At 59.4% G+C, this 20,739-nt stretch carries 18 protein-coding genes; 9 read left to right on the forward strand and 9 right to left on the reverse strand.

Annotated elements, in window-relative coordinates; all coding sequences use genetic code 11:
* The coding region (locus WAW39_RS30020) for a hypothetical protein (protein WP_422323423.1) at nt 1–350 on the forward strand (350 nt) is incomplete at its 5' end.
* Between the two features lie 130 nt (nt 351–480).
* Nucleotides 481–1,137, forward strand: a complete 657-nt coding sequence (locus tag WAW39_RS30025; protein ID WP_422323425.1) for a DedA family protein — start codon at nt 481–483, stop codon at nt 1,135–1,137.
* A 6-nt stretch (nt 1,138–1,143) separates the two neighbouring features.
* On the opposite strand, the gene WAW39_RS30030 is transcribed toward WAW39_RS30025, so the two are convergent.
* Nucleotides 1,144–1,632 carry a hypothetical protein gene (locus WAW39_RS30030; protein ID WP_422323427.1) on the reverse strand — a complete coding sequence of 163 codons (489 nt, stop codon included), beginning with the start codon at nt 1,630–1,632 and terminating at the stop codon, nt 1,144–1,146.
* Nucleotides 1,633–1,646: 14 nt separating this feature from the next.
* Here WAW39_RS30030 and upp point away from each other — a divergent pair, with 14 nt between their 5' ends.
* From upp to WAW39_RS30045, 3 genes are read left to right on the forward strand one after another with little or no spacing between them, the layout of a single operon-like run.
* Nucleotides 1,647–2,333, forward strand: coding sequence for a uracil phosphoribosyltransferase (gene upp, locus WAW39_RS30035; protein ID WP_422323429.1), 687 nt, complete (start codon nt 1,647–1,649; stop codon nt 2,331–2,333).
* Nucleotides 2,334–2,387: 54 nt separating this feature from the next.
* Nucleotides 2,388–3,314 (forward strand): metallophosphoesterase family protein, encoded by a 927-nt coding sequence (locus WAW39_RS30040; protein ID WP_422323430.1) that lies wholly within the window; start codon nt 2,388–2,390, stop codon nt 3,312–3,314.
* 28 nt (nt 3,315–3,342) lie between these two features.
* Nucleotides 3,343–3,684, forward strand: a complete 342-nt coding sequence (locus tag WAW39_RS30045) for a hypothetical protein (protein ID WP_422323432.1) — start codon at nt 3,343–3,345, stop codon at nt 3,682–3,684.
* A gap of 54 nt (nt 3,685–3,738) precedes the next feature.
* Here the strand turns inward: WAW39_RS30045 and WAW39_RS30050 are convergent, their stop codons facing one another.
* Entirely contained in the window at nt 3,739–3,981 is a 243-nt protein-coding gene (locus tag WAW39_RS30050) for a DNA-binding protein (RefSeq protein ID WP_397381501.1), read from the reverse strand.
* 355 nt (nt 3,982–4,336) lie between these two features.
* Between WAW39_RS30050 and WAW39_RS30055 the strand changes: the two genes are divergently transcribed.
* The 3 genes from WAW39_RS30055 to WAW39_RS30065 all read left to right on the forward strand — a co-directional run bounded on the left by WAW39_RS30055 (nt 4,337) and on the right by WAW39_RS30065 (nt 12,345).
* Entirely contained in the window at nt 4,337–4,999 is a 663-nt protein-coding gene (locus WAW39_RS30055) for a hypothetical protein (RefSeq protein ID WP_422323434.1), read from the forward strand.
* A 25-nt stretch (nt 5,000–5,024) separates the two neighbouring features.
* The gene (locus WAW39_RS30060; RefSeq protein WP_422323436.1) at nt 5,025–7,109 is read left to right on the forward strand and encodes a flotillin family protein; all 2,085 of its coding nucleotides are present in this window, start codon (nt 5,025–5,027) and stop codon (nt 7,107–7,109) included.
* Nucleotides 7,110–7,362: 253 nt separating this feature from the next.
* Nucleotides 7,363–12,345, forward strand: a complete 4,983-nt coding sequence (locus WAW39_RS30065) for a DNA repair ATPase (RefSeq protein WP_422323438.1) — start codon at nt 7,363–7,365, stop codon at nt 12,343–12,345.
* Nucleotide 12,346: 1 nt separating this feature from the next.
* On the opposite strand, the gene WAW39_RS30070 is transcribed toward WAW39_RS30065, so the two are convergent.
* The 7 genes from WAW39_RS30070 to WAW39_RS30100 form a co-directional block, all read right to left on the reverse strand.
* On the reverse strand, nt 12,347–14,068 hold the full coding sequence (locus tag WAW39_RS30070; protein WP_422323440.1) for a prenyltransferase/squalene oxidase repeat-containing protein: 1,722 nt from the start codon (nt 14,066–14,068) through the stop codon (nt 12,347–12,349).
* 11 nt (nt 14,069–14,079) lie between these two features.
* Complete coding sequence (locus WAW39_RS30075) at nt 14,080–14,580, reverse strand: hypothetical protein (protein ID WP_397381506.1); 501 nt, start codon at nt 14,578–14,580, stop codon at nt 14,080–14,082.
* Between the two features lie 66 nt (nt 14,581–14,646).
* On the reverse strand, nt 14,647–15,009 hold the full coding sequence (locus tag WAW39_RS30080; RefSeq protein WP_422323442.1) for a DUF4870 domain-containing protein: 363 nt from the start codon (nt 15,007–15,009) through the stop codon (nt 14,647–14,649).
* 101 nt (nt 15,010–15,110) lie between these two features.
* Entirely contained in the window at nt 15,111–16,667 is a 1,557-nt protein-coding gene (locus WAW39_RS30085) for a Gfo/Idh/MocA family protein (RefSeq protein WP_422323444.1), read from the reverse strand.
* Between the two features lie 221 nt (nt 16,668–16,888).
* Nucleotides 16,889–17,410: a PEP-CTERM sorting domain-containing protein gene (locus WAW39_RS30090; RefSeq protein WP_422323446.1), complete on the reverse strand. Its 522-nt coding sequence runs from the start codon at nt 17,408–17,410 to the stop codon at nt 16,889–16,891.
* A 294-nt stretch (nt 17,411–17,704) separates the two neighbouring features.
* Nucleotides 17,705–18,043, reverse strand: coding sequence for a hypothetical protein (locus WAW39_RS30095; RefSeq protein ID WP_422323448.1), 339 nt, complete (start codon nt 18,041–18,043; stop codon nt 17,705–17,707).
* 334 nt (nt 18,044–18,377) lie between these two features.
* Nucleotides 18,378–19,238: a hypothetical protein gene (locus WAW39_RS30100; RefSeq protein WP_422323450.1), complete on the reverse strand. Its 861-nt coding sequence runs from the start codon at nt 19,236–19,238 to the stop codon at nt 18,378–18,380.
* A gap of 151 nt (nt 19,239–19,389) precedes the next feature.
* On the opposite strand from WAW39_RS30100, the gene WAW39_RS30105 reads away from it, so the two are divergent.
* Entirely contained in the window at nt 19,390–20,688 is a 1,299-nt protein-coding gene (locus WAW39_RS30105) for an MFS transporter (RefSeq protein WP_422323452.1), read from the forward strand.
* Nucleotides 20,689–20,739 lie beyond the last annotated feature (51 nt).

Raw genomic sequence — 20,739 nt, forward strand, 5'->3', positions numbered from 1 at the left:
ATAAAAAGAGAGGCGGCGAAGCTGCCAAGCCAAAGAAGAGCCCGGATCAAATCGCCATGATGAAATCGCAGATGGCGATGATGAAGCCCATGTTTGCCGGCATGCGCGTGGCGGTGGCAGTCCAAGGGGCCAATGGCATCGCCAGCTCCAACGCCGCCCATCTGAATGATGGCACAATCAGCTACATGGACATCCAGTTCGACAAGATCATGGACAACACCGAGATCTTCGCCGGCTTCATGGAATCGGCTGACGTCGGCCTCAGCCCGGAAGAGGTGGCGGAAAAATTCAAAAACGTCGACGGCCTCAAGATCGAGGGCAAAAAAGTGGTCACCGCTGAGCTGAAATAAGCCACCGAACGAATCGACAGAACCCATCCAGCAAAGCCGGGGCATCACGCCCCGGCTTTTTTGTGAACCTGTCGGGATCGGCATGACTTTTCGTTTGCCGCGCCGCTCTGACGCCGGAGATTCGCCGCCCATGATCTCCCAGCTTCTCGATTTCGTTCTGCACATCGACAAACACCTGCAAGCCTTCGCACAGGATCATGGGGCGCTCATTTACGGGCTGCTGTTTGCGATCATCTTTTGCGAGACCGGCCTGGTGATCATGCCCTTTCTGCCAGGTGATTCACTTCTGTTTGCCGTGGGCGCTCTATCCGCCCAGGGACTCATCCGCATCGAACTCATCATTCCACTGCTCATGTGCGCCGCCATCATCGGTGACAACCTGAACTACTGGATCGGCCGTAAAGCAGGCGGGTGGATCGTGAATCAGCGCTGGTTCAAGCGCGATTACCTCGCGAAGACCGAGGCCTTCTTCGTCAAGCATGGCGGCAAGGCAATCATCCTCGCGCGCTTCGTGCCCATCGTCCGCACCTTTGCCCCCTTCACCGCCGGCTTTGGCCGCATGGATTACCGCCGCTTCCTTGTTTACAGCCTCGGCGGCGGCTTGGTCTGGGTGCTCAGCTTCAGCATCGCAGGCTACTTCCTTGGCAGCATCCCGATCATCAAAAACAACCTCAAGCTGGTCTTCGTTCTCATCATTGTCGTCTCCATGCTGCCCATCGTGTTTGAAGTGCTCAAACACAAAGCAGAGGCCAAGCGAGCCCAGGCGGAGAAAGATGGTGAAGCTTAACCCGGCTTACGGCCCCGGCACCCGCGCCCCAGTGCTCGGGTTCATGTAGTAGCCGGGAGCGCCGCCGACACCGGGCACATACACCGGCTTCGTGGGCATTCTGCCGTTGTAGCGCGGGTTGTTGTACGGAACCGCCATGCCGGGATAGACCGGCATGTTGCCAATCGTCTGATAACTCTGCACCCCGCCGTAAGCGTTGATCACACCGCTTGAACTGCGGCTGCCAAAGGGACCTGAAACGTTCTGCTGATACATGAACTGGTCCCCCTGCGGCATCGCTGTAGGCCCCGAACCGGGTGCATACCCACCACGCGGCACGGGAGCTCCGCTGCTGCCCGCCATGCTGGCAATGCTCTGGCTGGGGCTGCTGCGAGGTACGGCTTCCGGGCGATTGGCAGACGGGTAATAATAACTCGAACCGTCCCCTCTCGGTGCGCTGTCACAAGCGACCAGAGAAAGTGCGACCAATGCAGGCACACAGAATCGTGTTTTCATGCCTGCAGGGTATCATGACCGTCAACCCGGTGGTGGAAAACTTTGCCAGCACGGGCAAACGCGGCAGAATGCCCGGCATGCAGCCCGTTGTCGTCGTTCAGCATCCTTTGGCACAGTGCCATCTCGCCGCCATCCGTGCTGTCGGCACGCCGTCGCATGAGTTTCGGCGGCATCTGAACCACCTCGCGCGCCTTCTCTTCCTCGAAGCCACCCGTGAACTCCCCGTGCGTGAGATTGACGTGCAGACACCGCTGAAGCAAACCGTGGGCTCACAGCTGGCACGCCCGCTTGTCTGCGTGCCCATCCTGCGCGCCGGCCTGGGTTTGCTGGATGGCATCCTGCCGCTCGTGCCCGACGCCGTCGTCGCGCATGTCGGCATCAGGCGAAATGAGGAAACCGCCCTGCCGCATGCCTACTATGCGAATCTGCCCGCCAGCCTTTCGAACGCAGATGTATTTCTCCTGGACCCCATGCTCGCCACCGGCGGCAGCGCCTGTGAAGCCGCACGCCAGCTCAAGGAGGCCGGAGCCATGCGCATCACCATGATCTGCGTGGTGAGCTGCCCCGAAGGGCTGGCCGCCATGGAGCGTGCTCATCCAGATGTGGCCATCGTCACCGCCGCCATTGATTCCGGTCTGAACGACAAGTGCTACATCGTCCCCGGCCTAGGCGATGCCGGAGACCGCTATTTCGGCACCTGAAGTTTGCTTCCTGTTCGCACGATCCGGCCCTTAAGCAGCGTTTCATTCCTTCCCATGCCAATCACCTTCCCCCCTCTCACCCGCCGCAACTTTTTGCAGCACGGCACCGCCGCTGCTCTGGGCGCCCTCGCCACGCAGCTTCCCGCGCTTGAGATTCCTGAACAGACTTGGGTCCTGTTTTCCGACCCCCACATCGCCCAGGACGAGGCGCTCGTCGCACGCGGTGCATGCATGGCGGAAAATCTGCGCCGCTGCGCCAATCAGGTGCTCAAGATCGGCCAGAAACCCTTCGGCCTCATCGTCAACGGCGACTGCGCCTACCTTGAAGGCAAGACGGAAGACTACGTCACCTTTACCCACTGCATCCAGGCCCTTCGCGAGCAGTCCATCCAGATTCACTGCACCCTCGGCAACCACGACCATCGCAACAACTTCCTCAACGCCATCATCGGCCCGCCGCCGCCCAATGCCGAGCGCCCCATGAACGTGCCGGACAAGCACGTCGCCACCGTCACCAGTGCCCAGGTGAACTGGATCCTGCTCGACTCCCTCGACCTCGTGAACAAAACCCCCGGCCTGCTCGGCGACCCCCAGCTCGTGTGGATCGAGCGTGAACTGCGCAACGCGCCCAACAAGCCCACCTTCATCGTCGCGCATCACAATCCCATGCAGCCCAGCATGGACGACAAGAAGAAAGGCACCTGCCTGCAGGACAGCGATGCCCTCTTCGACCTCCTCTCCGCCTATCCCAAGGTGCAGGGCTACATTTACGGCCACACCCACACCTGGTTGAAAACGAAGCACGAGAAAACCGGCCTCCCGCTCATCAATCTCCCCCCCGTCGCCTACACCTTCGACCCCAAACGCCCCAGCGGCTGGGTCATCGCCCGCATCAATGCTGACCGCGCCGAGTTTGAACTGCGTGCGCTCAATCCCGCGCATGAGGAGCACGGGCAGAAACAGGTGATCAGGTTCACCTAAGACTCACTGTGCCTGTTTGCCATTAATCATGAAAATGCTCTTCCAAGGCACCCTTTTGCTGCTGGCCAGCCTGTTCATTCTGCTCTTTCCACGGCATTCCTATCCAATCGGCGCTTATCCCGAAAATCTTTACACCTCAAGCGGCCAATGGTCCAGACCGGCCGATTCGACACGCTTCTTCAATTGTGTGCGGACTGAATACGGATTGGGGCTGTCCTGGCTGGTTTATGACCGTGGAAAAGACCAGGACGCATGGTATGCGAAACTCAACGGCGGCGTCTTTTGCCTGCATGTCTCCATGGCCATGGCGGCAAGCGCCTGCGGCGTGCTTCTACTCCGACGTCGCGCTCACTCGCTGCACCCAGCTTGAGGTCGCATGCATCGGAACCGTGTCCACCTGCGATGAGCGGTAACGGTCACCACTTCACTCATCCACACTCGCAGCGTCCACCGTCCGCATCATGGCGTCCAAGAACTCCTGCGCGGCGTCGATCGGCAGAATGATCGTGTCACGGCGGCCGCGCACGTCCTCGGTGATCTTGATGAACTTGCCACGATCATTCTCCTTGAGATCCAGGAAAAAAATCTTCCGATCCGTGACGATTTTCTCGGAATGCAGCGGCGGATTGGGTGGACGCCGTTCGTCTTCAAATTCTGTGTTCCTCATGCCGGTAACCTCCGCTGACTGACGATTCGCTGTACTTTGTTCTGGGTGAATTCGATGCCGATTCTAGGAGCAGCGCCGGGCTTGTCAATGCTTCTCACGGTTCATATCACGGCCTCAAAGCCGCCTAAAGTGAGGTCAGCCATCCCTCTCCACACCCAAAAACAACCCGCGCGAACATTCCAAAGCTCGGTTTTTCAATCCTCCCCCGCTCCGGCAATCAGGAATTTATTTAACCTCAGGCGCACACGCAACTAGGCTCGTCTAATGGCATTGAAGACGATCTGCAAAATTGTAATCGCCTCGCCTCGGGTCAGTTGCTTATATCGCACATCACCTATCCGCCAAATCTCCCACCGTGTTCGAACTCTTCCAAGCCGCCATCCTGCCACACCAGCTTTTGCTGACGCTGCTGCTGACACTGGTCGTCTGCTACTGGCTTCTGGTCCTGCTCGGTGCGCTGGATTTCGAGGCTGATCTGCCCGACGATCTGGGCACAGACGGTGATGCCCACGACGGTACTGGCTCCTCAAACGCTCTCGGCATGAGCACCGGCGGCGCCTGGCTCTCGGCGGGTCGCTTCCTCGGCTTCTCGCAGGTGCCCCTCATGGTCTGGCTCAGTTTCCTGGTTCTCTTTCTCTGGTTCGGCTCCTTGGCGCTGAATGAATGGTACAATCAGGCTGGCAGTCTGCTGCAGGCCACCTGGCTCCTCCTGCCCAACCTGCTCGGCAGCCTCATCGTGACCAAGCTCGTCACCCTCCCCGTCGCCAAACTCTTCAAAGCCATGGGCGATGCCGACTCAGAAGCCGAGGAGGTGATCGGCCGCACCGGCGTCGTGGTTTCCACGGAGGCGGATGCCTCCTACGGCCAGCTCGAAATCACCACCGCCAGCGTTCCTCTGCTGATCAATGTCCGCACTGAGCCGGGAGTCACACCCCTGAAACGCGGCGACTCGGCCAAAGTCATCTCCGCCGGTCCCGACAATATTTTTTACCTGATCGAACCCGCTCCCCAGAACTAACCCACCACACTTTCACCCAACTCTCATGACCACATCCCTACCCCTCGCTCTCCTGCTGGAAGGCAGCCTTCTTGTCGGAGTCATCATCATCGGCATCTTTCTCGGCATCCTGATTCTGTTCTCGCGCTTCTTCCGCAAAGTGCAGCAGGGCCAGGCCATCGTGCGCAACGGCATCGGCGGCACCAAGGTGACCTTCAACGGCATGATCGTCATCCCTGTGGCCCATCAGTCCGAGTACATGGACATCTCGGTCAAGCGCATCGAAATCGAGCGCAAAGCCCAGGAAGGTCTCATCTGCAAAGACAACCTGCGTGCCGACATCAAGGTCGCCTTCTTCGTCCGTGTGAACAAAACACCGGAAGATGTGCTGCGCGTGGCCCAGAGCATCGGCTGCACCCGTGCCAGCACTGTGGACACCATCCGCGTGCTGTTTGACGCCAAGTTTTCCGAAGCCCTCAAAACCGTGGGCAAGCGCTTCGAATTCGTGCAGCTCTACAATGAGCGCGATCATTTCAAGAGCGAGATTCTCAAGGTCATCGGCACCGATCTCAACGGCTTCACCCTGGACGACTGCGCCATCGACTTCCTCGAACAAACGCAGCTCGAAAACCTCGATCCCGACAACATCCTCGACGCCGAAGGCATCAAGAAAATCACCGAGCTCACCGCCGCTCAGGCCAAGCTCTCCAACAACATCCAGCGCGACAAGGAAAAGGTCATCAAGCAGCAGGACGTGCAGGCCCGTGAGGCCATCCTCGAACTCGAGCGCCAGCTGGCAGAAACCGAATCCAAGCAGAAACGCGACGTCGAAAGCGTCCGCGCCCGCGAGATGGCCGAAACGATGAAGGTGCAGGAGGAAGAGCGCCTCAAGGCCGAGCGTGCCAAGATCAGCGCCGACGAAGAAATCGCCGTCGCCACCCAGAACAAAGACCGCCAGGTCCTCGTCGCCCAGCGCAACAAAGAGCGCACAGATGCCGTCGAAATCGAGCGCGTCACCCGGGACCGCGATCTCGAAATCATCGACCGCGAGCGCGTCACCACGCTCAAGGCCATCGAGAAGGAGAAGGCCGTCGAAGTGGAGAAGAAGAACATCCAGGAGGTCATCAAAGACCGCGTGGCCCTCGAAAAAACCGTCGTCATCGAGCAGCAGAAGATGAAGGACGCCGAAGCCTTCGCCACGGCCGACCGCGAGAAGCAGGTCGCCCTCACCAACGCCGAGAAAAACGCCCAGGAGCAGCTCATCCAGAAAATCAAGGAGGCCGAAGCCTCCAAACAATCCGCGCAGCTCGCCGCCGAGCAGGCCGCCTTCACCGCCATCAAAGCCGCCGAGGCCGCCAAACAGGCCGCCGAGCTTCACGCTCAGGAATTGCTCACTCTGGCCGAAGCCCGGCAGGAGTCCGCTTCCAAAGATGCTGCGGCCGAGAAATCACTCGCCGAAGGTCGCACCGCCAGCTCCGCCGCCATCGGCCTCGGAGAAGCCCAGGTCCTGCTCGCCAAGGCCGAGGCTTCACAGAAGCAGGGCACCGCAGACGCCGAAGTCACGCAGCTCAAACTCGCTGCGGAAGCCGATGGCATCACCAAGAAGGCGCAGGCCATGAAGCTCCTCGAAAACGCCGGACGCGAACACGAGGAATTCAAGCTCACGCTCGAAAAGGAAAAAGCCATCGAGCTCGCACAGATCAACATCCAGAAGGACATCGCCGCCGCCCAGGCCAACGTGCTTGGCGAGGCCATGAAGTCCGCCAAGATCGAAATCATCGGCGGCGAAAGCCAGTTCTTCGACAAGATCACCAATGCCATCGGCAACGCCCGCGCCATCGACCGCATGGTCGAAGGCAGCCGCACCCTCACCGATGTGAAGGAAACCTTCTTCACCGGCGATCCCGACTACTTCAAATCCCAGCTCAAAAACATCATCGATCAGTTCGGCCTCACCTCCGAAGACACGAAGAACCTCACCCTCAGCGCTCTCTTCAGCAAGCTCATCGGCCTCAACCCCGACGCCACCACCTTAAATAAGCTCACCGGCATGATCGGCGCCGCCTCCCGCTTCGGCCTCACCGAGCAGACCGTCAGCGGCCTCCTCGCAGCCAAGGCGGCGAAGAAGTAACCGCGTCATTCCGATGAACGCGACGCCTTACGCCACACGCAAAGCCTGGAACACAGCCGGGAAGATCTTTTGGACCTTCCTGGCCGTTTCCCTCCCCTTTGTGATGGCGGAAGGCACTTTTGGGTGGATGGCACTCCTCGCGCTTCCTCATTCCGCATGGTTACTCAGATCGGTCTGGATGGATCCAAATGACTGATTCATGCGATCACTTCGAGTGATGTTCACTGAGGTTCTGAATCTTTAAACCGCCCCAATGGCCGACACGCCTCCATCTTCCCCACCCTCCCCGCAGCTCGAAGCCGGCGCTTACGAAGTCATTCGTCAGCGTCTCAACAAGCACGGCTCCGAATTGCAGCGTCGGCTGGATCTGCTGAATGCCGATCGCAAGGCTGAATTCGGTGGCATTGAGACAGCGCTGCTAGCCACCTCGCGCCTCACGACAGAAAACAACTGCGTGCCGCGCGACCTCGCCGCCATCGGCCCGCATCGCTTCATCTTCGGCTACAACGTCCACCTCGGCCTGCGCAGCACCATGCGCATCGAGGACGTGTTCGCGGTCTATGATTATCATCCAGCGGATCACAGCTTTCATCCGAACAAAGACGGCCTGCTAAGTGATCCCCAGTTCGTGGAGGACTTCGCCTACCTCTACAGCTACTACAAGCACGCCTCCTTCCTGAAGTTCCACCGCATCGGCCCGCATCTCTACCTGGGCTTTCAGGTGGGCCAGCGCGCCACCGAGGTGAAAGCCTTCAAGTGGCTCGTGGACGATGACCACGGCACGCTCAAGTACCTCGGCAACCGCAGCGACCACGAATTCGTCTTCCCCACGCCGCAGGAATTTGAATGGAAGCGCGCCACGCGGGACATGTACATCCACGGCAACCACCCGCACATCAGCATCGAGGATCGCGTCTTCGTCGAGACCATCGGCGGCGATCTCACCGTGAAGGTGGAAAACAACACCGACTCAGGCCGCGGCATCTACAACGAGCCCGTCGAAAACCGAGATCAGACCCTCGACGATGCCGAAGTGTACTATGCCATCGTCGGCAGCCTCATCCTGCTCAAGATCCTCCCCTACCAGGAGAAAACGTGGCGGCATCTCGTCTTCAATGAGCGCACACGCCAGGCGCATCGCATCGACAGCATCGCCGAAAGCTGCGTCCTCCTGCCGGACGACCACGGCATCCTCTTTCCTCATGGCTATGTGCTGCAGACCGGCGAAGTGCGCCGCTTTGAAACCGGCCTGCCCCCCATGCGTTTCGAGAAGCGCATCCCTGCCGCGAACGGCGAGGACACGCTCTTTGTCTTCAGCCATTTGGAGAGCGGGTCCTACCTGCTGCTCAGCTACAATCTCATCACGCAAAACGTCGCCACGCCGCAGCCCTGCCATGGCTTCAGCCTCTTCCCCAGCGGCGAACTCGTGCTCTTTTCGGCGGATGAAGAACCGCGCAAGCACCACGTCATTCAGGTCTGGCGCACGCCCTTCGTTTCCGCCGATGTGAGCGAAGCCAAAGCTTCGCAGACCTTCCTCAGCAAGATCGGCAACGCCGAAATCGTCCGCGCCATGGCCGAGTGCCAGGGCGTGCTCACACTGCTTGGCAAAGACGACTCCTTCTCCGGTCTCTACGTCGAACTCTCCCGCTCCTGCGGCGACATTGCCGACAGCTATTTCTGGGTCGGGCGCGAAGAAGCCCACGATCTCAAGAGCATCCTCGTCGAGGTCAAGACCACCGCCGAAGCCGCGCTGGGCGAGTTTGAAAAAGTCAGCCGCATGCGCAAGACCGCAGCGGAGCAAACTGCGACGCTGCAGGAGAAATCGAAGAAGGCTCTCAACGCCGCCGCCAACACCGATCCCACCGACATCCTCGGCTTCGTCCATCTCCTCACCTCTTTGCGCGAGCTGCGCGGCCAGATCATCGCCCTGCGCGATGTGCGCTACACCGACGCCGCCGAAATCGACCGCATGGACAAGGCGGTCGCTGAAGGCGCCGACAAACTCTCCGCGAAATGCGTCACCTTCCTGCTCAAGCCGGAGTCGCTGGACCCCTACCGCAAACAGATCTCCGAACAGCAGGCCCGTGTACCTGCCCTGGCCAAAGTCACCGAAGCCCAGGCCGTCGAAGAAGCCCTCGCCAAATCCAGCAGCGAGCTGGAAATGCTCACTGCAATTGTCAGCAGCCTCAAGATCGAAGACGCCACCGAGACCACTCGCATCATCGAAGGCATCTCCACGCTCTTCGCGCAGCTCAATCAGGTGCGCAGTGTCCTGCGCAACCGCCGCAATGACCTCGCCAAGACCGAAGGCGCGGCGCAATTCCAGGCCCAGCTCAGCCTGCTCAGCCAGAGCGTGCTGAACTACCTCGAAGTCGCCACCACCCCGGAGAAGTGCGATGAATCCCTCACCCGCGTCCTCGTGCAAATCGAGGAAATGGAGACTCGCTTCTCCGACTTCGACGACTACGCCGCCGAACTCATCAAGAAGCGCGAAGAGGTGCAGACCGCCTTCGAGTCACGCCGTCAGAGTCTCAGCGATGCCTTGAACCGCCGCTGCGGCAGCCTCGGCCAGTCCGCCGAACGCATCCTCACCAGCATCCGCAATCGTCTCGCGAACTTCGCCAAGCCTGAAGAAGTCCACGCCTGGCTCGCGGCAGACGCCATGGTCGCCAAGCTGCGCGATCTCATCGAAGAACTGCGCAAGCTCGGCGACAGCGTCCGCGCCGATGAACTGCAAACCCGACTCAAGACCGTCCAGCAGGACTCCCTGAAACAGATCCGCGACAAGTCGGAGATCTTCGTCGCGGGCGGCGATCTCATCCAGCTCGGCCAGCATCAGTTCAGCGTGAACAAGCAGCCGCTGGAGCTCACGATTTTGCCTCGTGAAAACGGCCTTTCCTTCCACCTCACCGGCACGCGTTTTTATGAGACTGTCGAAAACCCTGAACTCGCGACGCAGCGCAGCGTGTGGGACCAGGCCGTCGTCTCCGAAAATGCCGATGTCTATCGCGCCGAATACCTCGCCTGGCAGATGCTCAAAGCCGGCGCAGGCGATGACGTGGCCACGTTCATGGCTCAGCGTTATCACGAAGGCTACACCAAAGGTGTGCACGATCACGACGCCGCGCTGATGCTCAAACCCCTGCGCGAAATGCAGCAGGCCCTCGGCCTCCTCCGCCATTCCCCCGCCGCCCGCGGCTACGCCCGCCTGTTCTGGCACGCGTGGACTGAAGACGCCGCCAAGAAAGCCCTCCTCGCCCGCATGCAGTCCAAAGGTCGCATGCGCGACCTGCTCGGCATCTCGAATGCCTCCGCCGATAACGAACTGGCGAAGCATGTGGAAAGTCTGCTCGGCGGCATTCTGCCGCGAGCTTCGTCATCCCAGATCACCGCCTGCCTCCTCGACGAGCTCCAATCCAAGCATCCCTTCACCCGCTCCGCCGCAGCCACAGAACTCCTGCGTGCCTTCCACCGCGAACTCACCGTCAAACACGCGGCCAAGGAGTTCGAAGAAACCCTCACCTCCCTCGCCGCCCAACCCCTGCTCGCATTCGAAATCGCCCTGGAGTGGCTCACCGCTCTCAATCCCGCCGCTGCCCCTGGCGTCCTGATCGAGACCGCAGCCATGGTCATCACCCACGACCAACCTCCAGCCGCCATTCCCACTGAGCCAGCCGCCCACGCCACCATCACCGGCTTGATCGGCACGCACGCGCGCATCGCCGACGCAAAGCTCGAACTCAACTACCACGAGTTCACCGCGCGCCTGCAACGCTACGAAGCCGAGGTCGTGCCCGCATTTGAAGCCTTCCAGTTGCTCAAGCATCGCCTCGCCGACACCCGCCGCCGCGAACTGCGGCTCGATCAGTTCAAAGCCGGCGTGCTCAGCTCCTTCGTGCGCAACCGCCTCATCGATCAGGTCTATCTTCCCCTCATCGGCGCCAATCTGGCAAAGCAGCTAGGTGCCGCAGGCAAGGACACGCGCACGGACCGCATGGGCATGCTCCTGCTCATCTCACCGCCCGGCTACGGCAAAACGACGCTCATGGAATACGTCGCCAGCCGCCTCGGCATCACGCTGGTAAAAATCAACGGCCCCGCTCTCGGCCACAAGGTCACCTCATTGGATCCCGCCGAAGCCGCCAACGCCAGCGCGCGTGAAGAAGTGGAGAAGCTCAACCTCGCCTTCGAGATGGGCGACAATGTCATGATCTATGTCGATGACATTCAGCACACGAACCCTGAGTTCCTGCAAAAGTTCATCTCCCTCTGTGACGGCACGCGCAAGATCGAAGGCGTGTTTAAAGGCGAAGCCAAGACCTACGACCTGCGCGGCCGCAAAGTCGCCGTCGTCATGGCAGGCAATCCCTACACCGAAGTCGGCGGCAAATTCCAGGTGCCGGACATGCTGGCGAACCGCGCCGACACCTACAATCTCGGCGACATCCTCGGCGGCCATCAGGAAGCCTTCAAAGACAGCTACATCGAGAACAGCCTCACCAGCAATGCCACGCTGGCGCGAATCGCAGCTCGCAGCCATGCCGATGCACTCGCCGTCTTGAAGGTCGCCCAAACCGGCACGCGCGAAGGCGTCGAGTTTGAAGGCAGCTACAGCGCCGAGGAGATCAACGAAGCCGTTGCCGTCATGGAAAAGCTCCTCCACGTGCGCGAGATCATCCTGCGTGTGAACCAGGAATACGTGCGCAGCGCCGCCATGGAGGACGCCTACCGCACCGAGCCGCCCTTCAAGCTCCAGGGCAGCTACCGCAACATGAACAAGATCGCGGAGAAAATCCTCCCGCTCATGACGGATGCCGAAGTCGCCAGCCTCATCGCCGATCACTATCGTGGCGAAGCACAGACTCTCAGCCAGGCTGCAGAATCAAACCTTCTCAAATGGCGCGAGATCAACACCCTCTCCACCGAGGCCGACGTCATCCGCTGGGCCGAAATTAAAAGCACCTTCAAACGCAACCTCCTCACCGGTGGCGCAGGCGAAAACGATCCCATCAACCGCATCACCGGCCACATGAACGCCTTCACCGTCGGTCTGGAAAAGATCGAGCAGGCCGTCAGCAAACCAACTCTTTCCGACGTCACCATCGAGCGCCTCCAGCGCATCATCGAAGGCCTCCGCGCCGTCCCCGTAAACGTCGAAATCCGAGTGCAGCCCGTCGAAAAAGAAGTCGCAGGCGAGTCCCCCGTGGATGTCTCCAGCACCGTCGAGCAGGAATAAATCAACGTAGCATCTTCTTGGCCGCCCTCAGCGCTCCCAGTGTCCAAACCACAGGATAAAGCTGCTCATGATACCATAGCCGCGCAAAGTAGAGACCAATGGGCGCAGTAGGAAAACGAGTGCCGTTTTCTGTTGCCCCAATGAGCCATTGCACGCTGCCCATCATGTCTTGCTCTTCACCACTCAAAGCATGCAAAGCCACCGCCGTCTCCTCGATGCTCGCAGGCGCATTCGCATCCCCGCCAAAGGAGCCATCGGCTTTCCGGGCGCTGCGCAAGTATTGGCGCCCGCTCTGAATCAACGCATCAAACTTGCTGGCGAGCTGCTCACTGCCACTCAGATGATTGACCACCTGCGCCGTGCCATAGACCGGATTGTTTTCATCCGGCGTGTGCTCATTGCCAAACCACAGCGGAATCCAGGAACCATCTGGCAACTGCACCCGCTTCAAGTAGGCGAGTGCCTGCCGCGTTCCTTCGTCGATACGTTTCTTCAAAACTTGCGGCGCTTCATCTCTCCACACCCACCACGCACACAACGCATGCGCCGTGATCTCCGGCGTGCTGCGGTCAAACGGCAGCGTGCCCCAGCCACGGCAAAACGTGGGAATGCCCCCGTCGCGATTTTGCAAATCAAGCAGCCAGGTGATCCCCTGCTGAATCGCTTCATCGCAGGAATGTCCGATCTTCTTCAGCGCGATCAGCGCACTCGAAGTGTCATCCGCATCAGGCACTCCTCCAGGCAAATTCGTCCACGCCCACCCCCCCGGCGGCGCATTGGTAAAAGGATGAACTTCACGATACTGCTGTGCCAGCAGCCACGGAATAGGTGGAGCGCTGAAGTCGGAGCTCCGCAGCGATAGCGTCGTCCCCCATGTTGCCAGATTGGTATCAATCGGCCAGCTCCCATCTTCCCGCTTCGAACTCACCAAGAATTCAACCGCCAGCGGCAGGCACGGATGATCAAACTCACCCGCACCCGCCAGTGCCATGGTGACAAAGCTCGTCAGCGGCGTGGCTTCAAGATACCCTCCGCTTCTTGGCTGCAGCGCCTTGAGCATCGGCCGGATGCGCGGCCATGTCAGCGCACGAAGCCACCTCAGAGGATTCCACCACGCCGGCGGCTTGTTCTTAAACCGCGTGTACCCAATGGCAATCAGCGCCGGCAGCGCATAGCTCACCACCGGCAGCCCCACCGCCCCAAACCAAGTGCGCGGCAACGCAGCAAGCTCAAACGGCAGCGCAATGACATGCTTCCACGGCTTGTCCCCCAAGGTACCACACAGCGCGCACAGCATGAGAATGGGCACCGAAAAAGTCTTGTCCTTGCCGTAACGGGACACCACCGCCCGAGCGATGGCCACGGGTTCAAGAGAACCTACCTGCGCGATGATACACCCATTGGCAGTTTCAACGGCAGGCGTAGTCCGCTTCCCCACGAGATGCAGCGCACTCCAGCACAGCAGCGTGGTCGAAAGGTTGCTCTTGCTCAGAGTCGTGTCACCCCAGCCACCGTCAGCGTTCTGATGATCACACAACCACTGCGCCCCGGCGGCGATGTGCACCGCATGCTTGTCACGATCCACCAGCGCCAGCGCGACGATGGCCGTCGCGGTTGAAAGCGCGCTGCTAGAAAGCCGCCCTTCCCAGTGGCCGCTCGCATTGCGCAGGGCATCCAGATGCGCCTGCGTGTTGGCGATGGCGCTGTCGAGGGCGTCCATCATGGCAGAAAATCTCAGGCTTCGAGCTTCAGCTCAGGGCGGGCATCGATAGCCTTGGTGAGCGAAATCCAGCCACCTTCGCGCTGCTGCTGGAACATGTAGAGATACAAGGCAACTTGCTTGGCAGGATACGCAGCCAGCAAAGCAGTCACCGCAGCTTCAGCCTTGTCGTCTTCGATGACCTCAGGCAGTTCCGTGACCTCACCCTTGCCATCATGCGCGATCTGCGCGGCATCCAGGAAAGTGATCAGCATCTGCGGCTGGCCTTTGAGCAGCCAGATCTGGAAAATCTGCGCCGTCACTTCCTCGTTCGACTTCGTGTTGAGCTGCTCCAGCAGCCACTCGGCCTGCTTGGCACGGGACTTCTCCAGAATGAAGGCAGGACGAAGACGCTTGGCCGGAGCGAGCGAATCAATGACCGCCTTGTATGCAGCGCGCTGATCGGTCTGCATGTAGGTCATGATCTGCATGCGCAGCTCGGCACCGATGGCTTGAAGAAGTTGGTTGGGTCGCATCTGGGGTTTTGGTGGGAACGGGGAACTCAGCTACCACCACGGCACAGAAGTCGCAACCGTTTTGCCTCACAGCAGGCGAATCGTCAGCGGGAACCGATAAATCTTCCCCTCCGAAGCATTCACAATCCCGATGATGGTCAGCACCACCGTGGCAACCCCCACTGCAATGAGAAGCGGAATGCCGATGAGAATGAAGCAGAGCAAAAAGGACAGGAAGCCATATACCAGAAAGCTGAGCTGGAAGTTCAGCAATTCCCGCCCCTGCAGGTCGATGTAGCTGCTTTGATCCTTTTTGACCAGCCAGACGATGAGCGGACCCAAAATGGGGAAACCGACCAGACAAAGCACGTGCATGACGATGCCCAGAGTTTTTTCATCCTGAGTGACGGATGAATACGGCAGCGCGGGAGGTGGATTGGGGGATTCCATGGCATTTTAACCCTACTCCAAAGCAGCCCGCCGCCAATTACAAACACGGAGCCGGTTTCCCGGCTCCGCGCAAAGCATCAAATTCGAAGCTGGCTCTTCGGTTAGTTGATTTCCGGCAGCTTGAATTCGTCCACGTAGTTCTCCATCGCGAGTTTGTTGGCTTCATCGGCGAACTCGCCGGTGAACTTCTCGGAGACGGGATCAAACTCCAGCCACGGGCCGGCACTGATCTTGTCCACGTTGAGGTCGATCTTGTTGTCCTCGAGATTCTTCACGAAGTGCTCCAGCGTCTCAAGGCCGGCCTTGTCATTCTTGAGGCGCTCCTGCACCTCAGCGACGTTCGCAGCCTTGCCCAGACGGTAGGAGATGTTCGCAAGATGGGCCAGCGAAGCGGCATGGAAACCGTGGGAGACGTGCAGGTTCGGATTGATGAGCTTGCCGGCACGCACCGAGTTGATGAAGTTGAGCATGTGGTCAGCACCGTCATTGAAGTTCTCGAACTTCTTGATGGCCTGGCCTTCATTGTCATAAGCCTTGGCCTCGATGACGTAGCCACCTTCGCAATGGATGACATTGCCGACGCGCGCAGCGGCGGTCTTGCCATTCACGCGGAAGACGGGCTCCAGCTTCCAGTCCATGTCCTTCAAAGGAAGACCGCGGTTGTCAAACAGCAGCGGCGCGGGCTCGTAGGCCCAAAAGGCCATCTGATTGTTCGCGGTCTCGCCGTCATCCTTGTAGCCCCAGCGACCGCCAAAGCTCATCACGCGCTTGGGCAGCAGTTCGGGATCTCCCAGCGCCCAGCGGCCCACGTCTGTCTGATGCGGCCCTTGGTTGCCGATGTCGCCGTTGCCGAAGGCCCACTGCCAGTGCCAGTCATAGTGGAACTGCGTGCGGTGCACCGGCTGCATGCCACGTGGTCCAGCCCACAGCTTGTAGTCCACATCCACCTCCTGCGGCGCTCCGGCCGGGTCGGTCTTGACATTGCGCAGATCGTGGAAGGTGCCCTTGATCATCCCGTCCTTGGGCTGGATCGCCTCCGCCACTTTGCCAGTGGAAATACGTGATTTGTAGTTCACTCCACGGGAGAGCGTCACCTTGCCGATGTGGCCTTCCTTCACCCAGGCCATGGCCTCCGCCCAGCCGGGGCTGGAACGACGCTGCATTCCGTGCTGTACCACGAGCCCCTTCTTGGCGACCTTCTCGGCGGCATTCAGCAGCTGCCGTCCTTCCCAGATGTTGTGGCAAACGGGTTTCTCCACATACACATGCTTGCCATGCTGCATGGCCGTCATGGCGATGAGCGTGTGCGTGTGGTTCGGCGTGGCGATGGTCACGGCGTCCACCTCAGGGTCCAGCATGAGCTTCCGGTAGTCGGAGTAGGCCGTGACGGTGTTGTTTTTCTTGGCCTGGCTTGCCACGCCCTTCGCGAGCACATTGGCGTCCACGTCGCAGAGAGCGACGATGCGCACGCCCGGGATTTCCTCCAGGCTCTTGATGTGGCCTGCGCCACGTCCGTTAAAGCCGATGACCGCGACACGAACGTCACCATTGGCACCCAGCGGTGCGGAGAAGGCTCGGGATGCGACGAGACCGGCGGCGCCGGCCACAGTGCCGCGAAGGAAGGTTCGGCGGGTGGTTTGGTTTTGTTTTGTTTGCATGGAATGAAGAGTTGGAATCAGGCACAGCCGCACCTGAAAAGCGCGGCATGGAATACGTTAAGCCTAGCCAAAACGTCAGCGAAAAGACAACCTTTCCTTTCATTCCCCGCCGTTTATGCCCAATCCCCCGCCGTTTGTGATTCGGCAGACCACCGAATCACATCAACTGCGGGGCGGGCCGCCCTGAATGGATGATTTTTGCGTGGTTTAGCTCCGCAAGATCAAGCAAGAACCCGGCGGCGACGGCGTGCCAGAAGTCCCAGCAAACCGAGCATGAGGAACAGCAGCCGGTCTGGCTCTGGAACCACAACAATGATGCCATAACTGTCAAAGAGGCTGGTATCCCAGGCAAGCCCGGGGGAAATGCTCGAAATGTCCTGCAATTGCAGGTTGTTCGTCACACTGAACGCGCCCATGGCGGAAAGGGCGCTGTCATCATGCGTCAGGCCCAGTGTGCTCCAGTCCATGAGATTGAAGACACTGCCATAGGTCACCCCGGTGAGGTTGTTCACGGACACCACCACACGCTTGTCAGTGGTATTCGTGCTGCCCAGGACAATCGTGTCTGCAGCCGAGATGAAGTCATGGCTGCCCGAGTGGATGTCATTCCAGCTGGTGCCTGCTCCCGTGTTGGCCATTCCGCCAATGCTGGTGACATACTGCGCAGCGGTTCCGCTTGGATTGTCATGGAACCAGTCTGCAAAGCTCGCATCTGTCGAATCGGCGGAGCTCAGACTTGCCATTGCTGGCTGCAAGTGTGTTCACACCCAGCGCCACACCATAACCATGATTGCCCACGAACGTAATGGCGGCCGTGCTATTCGCTTGGGCGATCATACCAAAGGTGATCGTCTGCCCCGTCGTGACGTTGCCGTCCGTGGCCGCATGATCCAAATAGATATAGGCGTTTGTCGCGCTGTTGTTGCTGATCGAACGGATTCCCGTGGGAGCCGCGTCCGAGCGAATGTCCAGCCCCTGCCCGTTGGTCGTGCCGCCGCCAGTGGTTCCCGCGAGTTCAATGCTCCGGTTGGCCAGCGTCAGCGCACCCCCAATGTTTTGACTGAAATAATCGATCCCAAGGTGATGGGCGCTCCCAGTTGCACCATGCCGCCCAAGCCGGTGAAGAGGGCTGTGTCTGCACTGGTAAAAGTCACCGCAGCGTCCGTGCTGCTGCCATCCCACCAATACGGCAAAGTGGTGTTCCAAATTCCAGATCCGCCCAGACCAGCCCCCGTGACCGAACTGTTCCCTGCCACTGCAGCATCCGCATCCCAGTAAAGTGTTGCCGCCGCGAGCGGCTGACCTCTCTGCCAGGAGAACATTAACATCATCATCAGCGCGCTGATAAAGGGACGATGCATGCGTAAAAACTTCATGTTTATTTAAATTAGGGGAGGGGGTCGATGGCAAAGGATTGGGCTGGTCGAGATCTAGAATATGTTCATGATTTCCTGCGAAAATTTACGCCAGCATGTTAGCAGACTGTATTTTCGGTTTTCTCTTACTATTCAGGAGCGTAAATTGCGATCAATTCGCAGTTCCTGGAGCCCTCGTCCCCTTCAAAAACCTACAATTTGCGTAGCATCATACCCATGCCACGGCCATTCATTGAAAGGTTGGGGCAGTTGGTTGCACAGCACCTCCAGGACACCACTAATCCCTGACGCACGTCAGCACCTTACCTAAAGTTCCCTATCGTTCCAATGGCCCTCAGGGCTGCGGTTTCGGCGCAGGAAGCCGTGCAGCGTCCGGCTCAAAGTCGAGCACGTCCTGATGGGTGCGCAGCGCTTTACGAGCTTTGTCAAAGAAGGAAGAGAGATCTTCGGCGTTCATCTGCTGCTTGTCATCGATGTACGCATGCAGCTTCTGGATCTGGGCGTCCGCATCCAGATTCACCGAACCCATGACCTTCTGGGCCTGCTTGTAGGTGCCGGAGAACTTGCTCTGCGCCTGCTCAAAGGCCTCCTTGGCGCCTTCCTGTCGCAGGTATTCCTTTTCGGCATCACGGAAGTCGCTGCTGAAAAGGCGCTTGAAGAAGCCGCCCTTCGGTTTGGCGATTTGCTTGGAGGCCTGGGCGTCAAAGTAGTTCGCCAGCTCCTGAAACTCCTGCATCGGCTTCTGATATTGCTTTTTCAGGTAGCCGAGCCCGGTGGTGATGATCGAAAGCTTTTCCACTTCCGCCTTCGACAGCGACTGGCCGGTCTTCACCTTGTCTTCCAGCAGGTCAATGTACTGCAGCGTGGTCTTGTTGCCCTCGAAAATGTTTTCAAACTCCTTGGCCGCGATGGCCAGACGCTTGCGCTCGCCCGTGCGCAGTTCGTCGATCTTCTTCTCATGCTCATCATTGATCGCAGTGATCATTTTCTGATGCTGCGCCGCCTGGGTGTCGAGCGTACGCTGAAATTCAGCCGCCTTCGCACTCATCTCTTCAGCATGCGCAGCTTTAATCTGCTCCAGCTCTGCATGCGCCGTTGCAAGATCGGTGTGCGACTGAAACAGGAACCAGCCGAGCACGCCGGAAGCGAGAAAGCTCAGCACCAGCAGAGCGGTAAGATTTTTGATGGCGGTCATGATAGGGAAGAGTTGTTGAGACTGCGGGGCACGCAAGTCTATTCATTGGGACGCTTTTGCGCTGCAATACACGGCTCATGCATGCCTTCCGATGCTTCATCAAGTCGGAATCCTGTTAGGGCTGGCTGATTTTCTGCGTCTTGTCTCTTCGATGTCTTCTTCCTCCCGCCCCACGATCGTCCGCCATCAAATCCTTGCCACCGCGACGATGGTGGCCTTCCTGATGTATCTGGACCGCATTTGCCTGGCCCAGATCGTGGCCTCGGATTCGTTTCAAAAAAGCGTCGCTTTGGAAGGATGGCAGATTGACTGGGTAAAGGGCGCGTTCTTCTGGGCCTATGCCCTGGCTCAAGTCCCCGCCGGATGGCTCAGCGATCGCTTCGGCACGCGAATCCTCATCACCATTTACATTGCCACCTGGTCCGTCTTCACCGCCGCCACCAGTTTTTCACTGGGCTTCACCACGCTGCTAATCGCCCGGCTGTGCTGCGGACTCGCCGAAGCGGGCTACTATCCGGCCAGCAGCGGCCTGCTCACCCGCTGGGCCCACATTGAAGCACGCGGGTTTGCCAGCAGCATGATTTCCTGGGGCGGGCGCGTCGGAGGTGCCGTGGCGCCGGGCCTGACTGCTTTTGTCATTCTGCGCTCTGGCGACTGGCGCTGGGCGGGGTGGATCTATGGTTTGATCGGAGTCATCGTCGCCATCTGCTACTGGCGCGTGTTTCGTGAACACCCGCGCCAGCACCCACGCTGCAACGCAGCAGAGATCGATCTGCTGGCCGAAGGACGCGGTGACTTCCAGCCCATCAAAGATCCACCACGGCGTTTTCCCCTCAAGGCCGCCTGCCTCAGCCTCAATCTTTGGATGGCCAATGCCGTGCAGTTCTTCACCAACATCGGCTGGGCATTTCTCATCCTTTCCCTGCCCGACTATCTCAAAAAAGTCATGCATCTGGAGGAAGGCCTCGCCGGACTCATCACGACCGGTGCTCTGTCCATTGGCATCGTGGCCCTCCCTCTCGGCGGCTTCATCACCGACTACATCACACGTCATCATGGCAAACGCATGGGCCGCATGCTGCCCATGAGCGTGACCAAATTCGCCGCCGCCGGCTGTTATGTGCTGGCCTTGTGGACGGACTCTCCCTGGGGCATGGCCGCAGCCTTTGGCATGGCCGCCTTTTTCGGCGATATCGGTCTGCCTGCCATGTGGACCACCATGCAGGACATCAGCGGCAAAAATCAGGCGCAGCTCTTTGGCTGGTCCAACATGTGGGGAAACTTCGGCGCCGCCATCATGCCCATGCTCTTCACGCTGGTGCTCAAGTCTTATGACGCCAATCACGATTTCCACGAGGGCGTGTGGATGTGTGCCACGGCCTTCGTGCTCGCCGGTGTGTTTGCTCTGTTCGTGAACGCAGAAAAGCCCGTGATTCAGGAGAGCGCATAACGCTCTCACCGGATCACGGGCGTAAAGTCAAAAACAGGGTCAGGTGTTACC

This window comes from Prosthecobacter sp. (genome assembly GCF_049294395.1).
Taxonomy (GTDB): domain Bacteria; phylum Verrucomicrobiota; class Verrucomicrobiia; order Verrucomicrobiales; family Verrucomicrobiaceae; genus Prosthecobacter.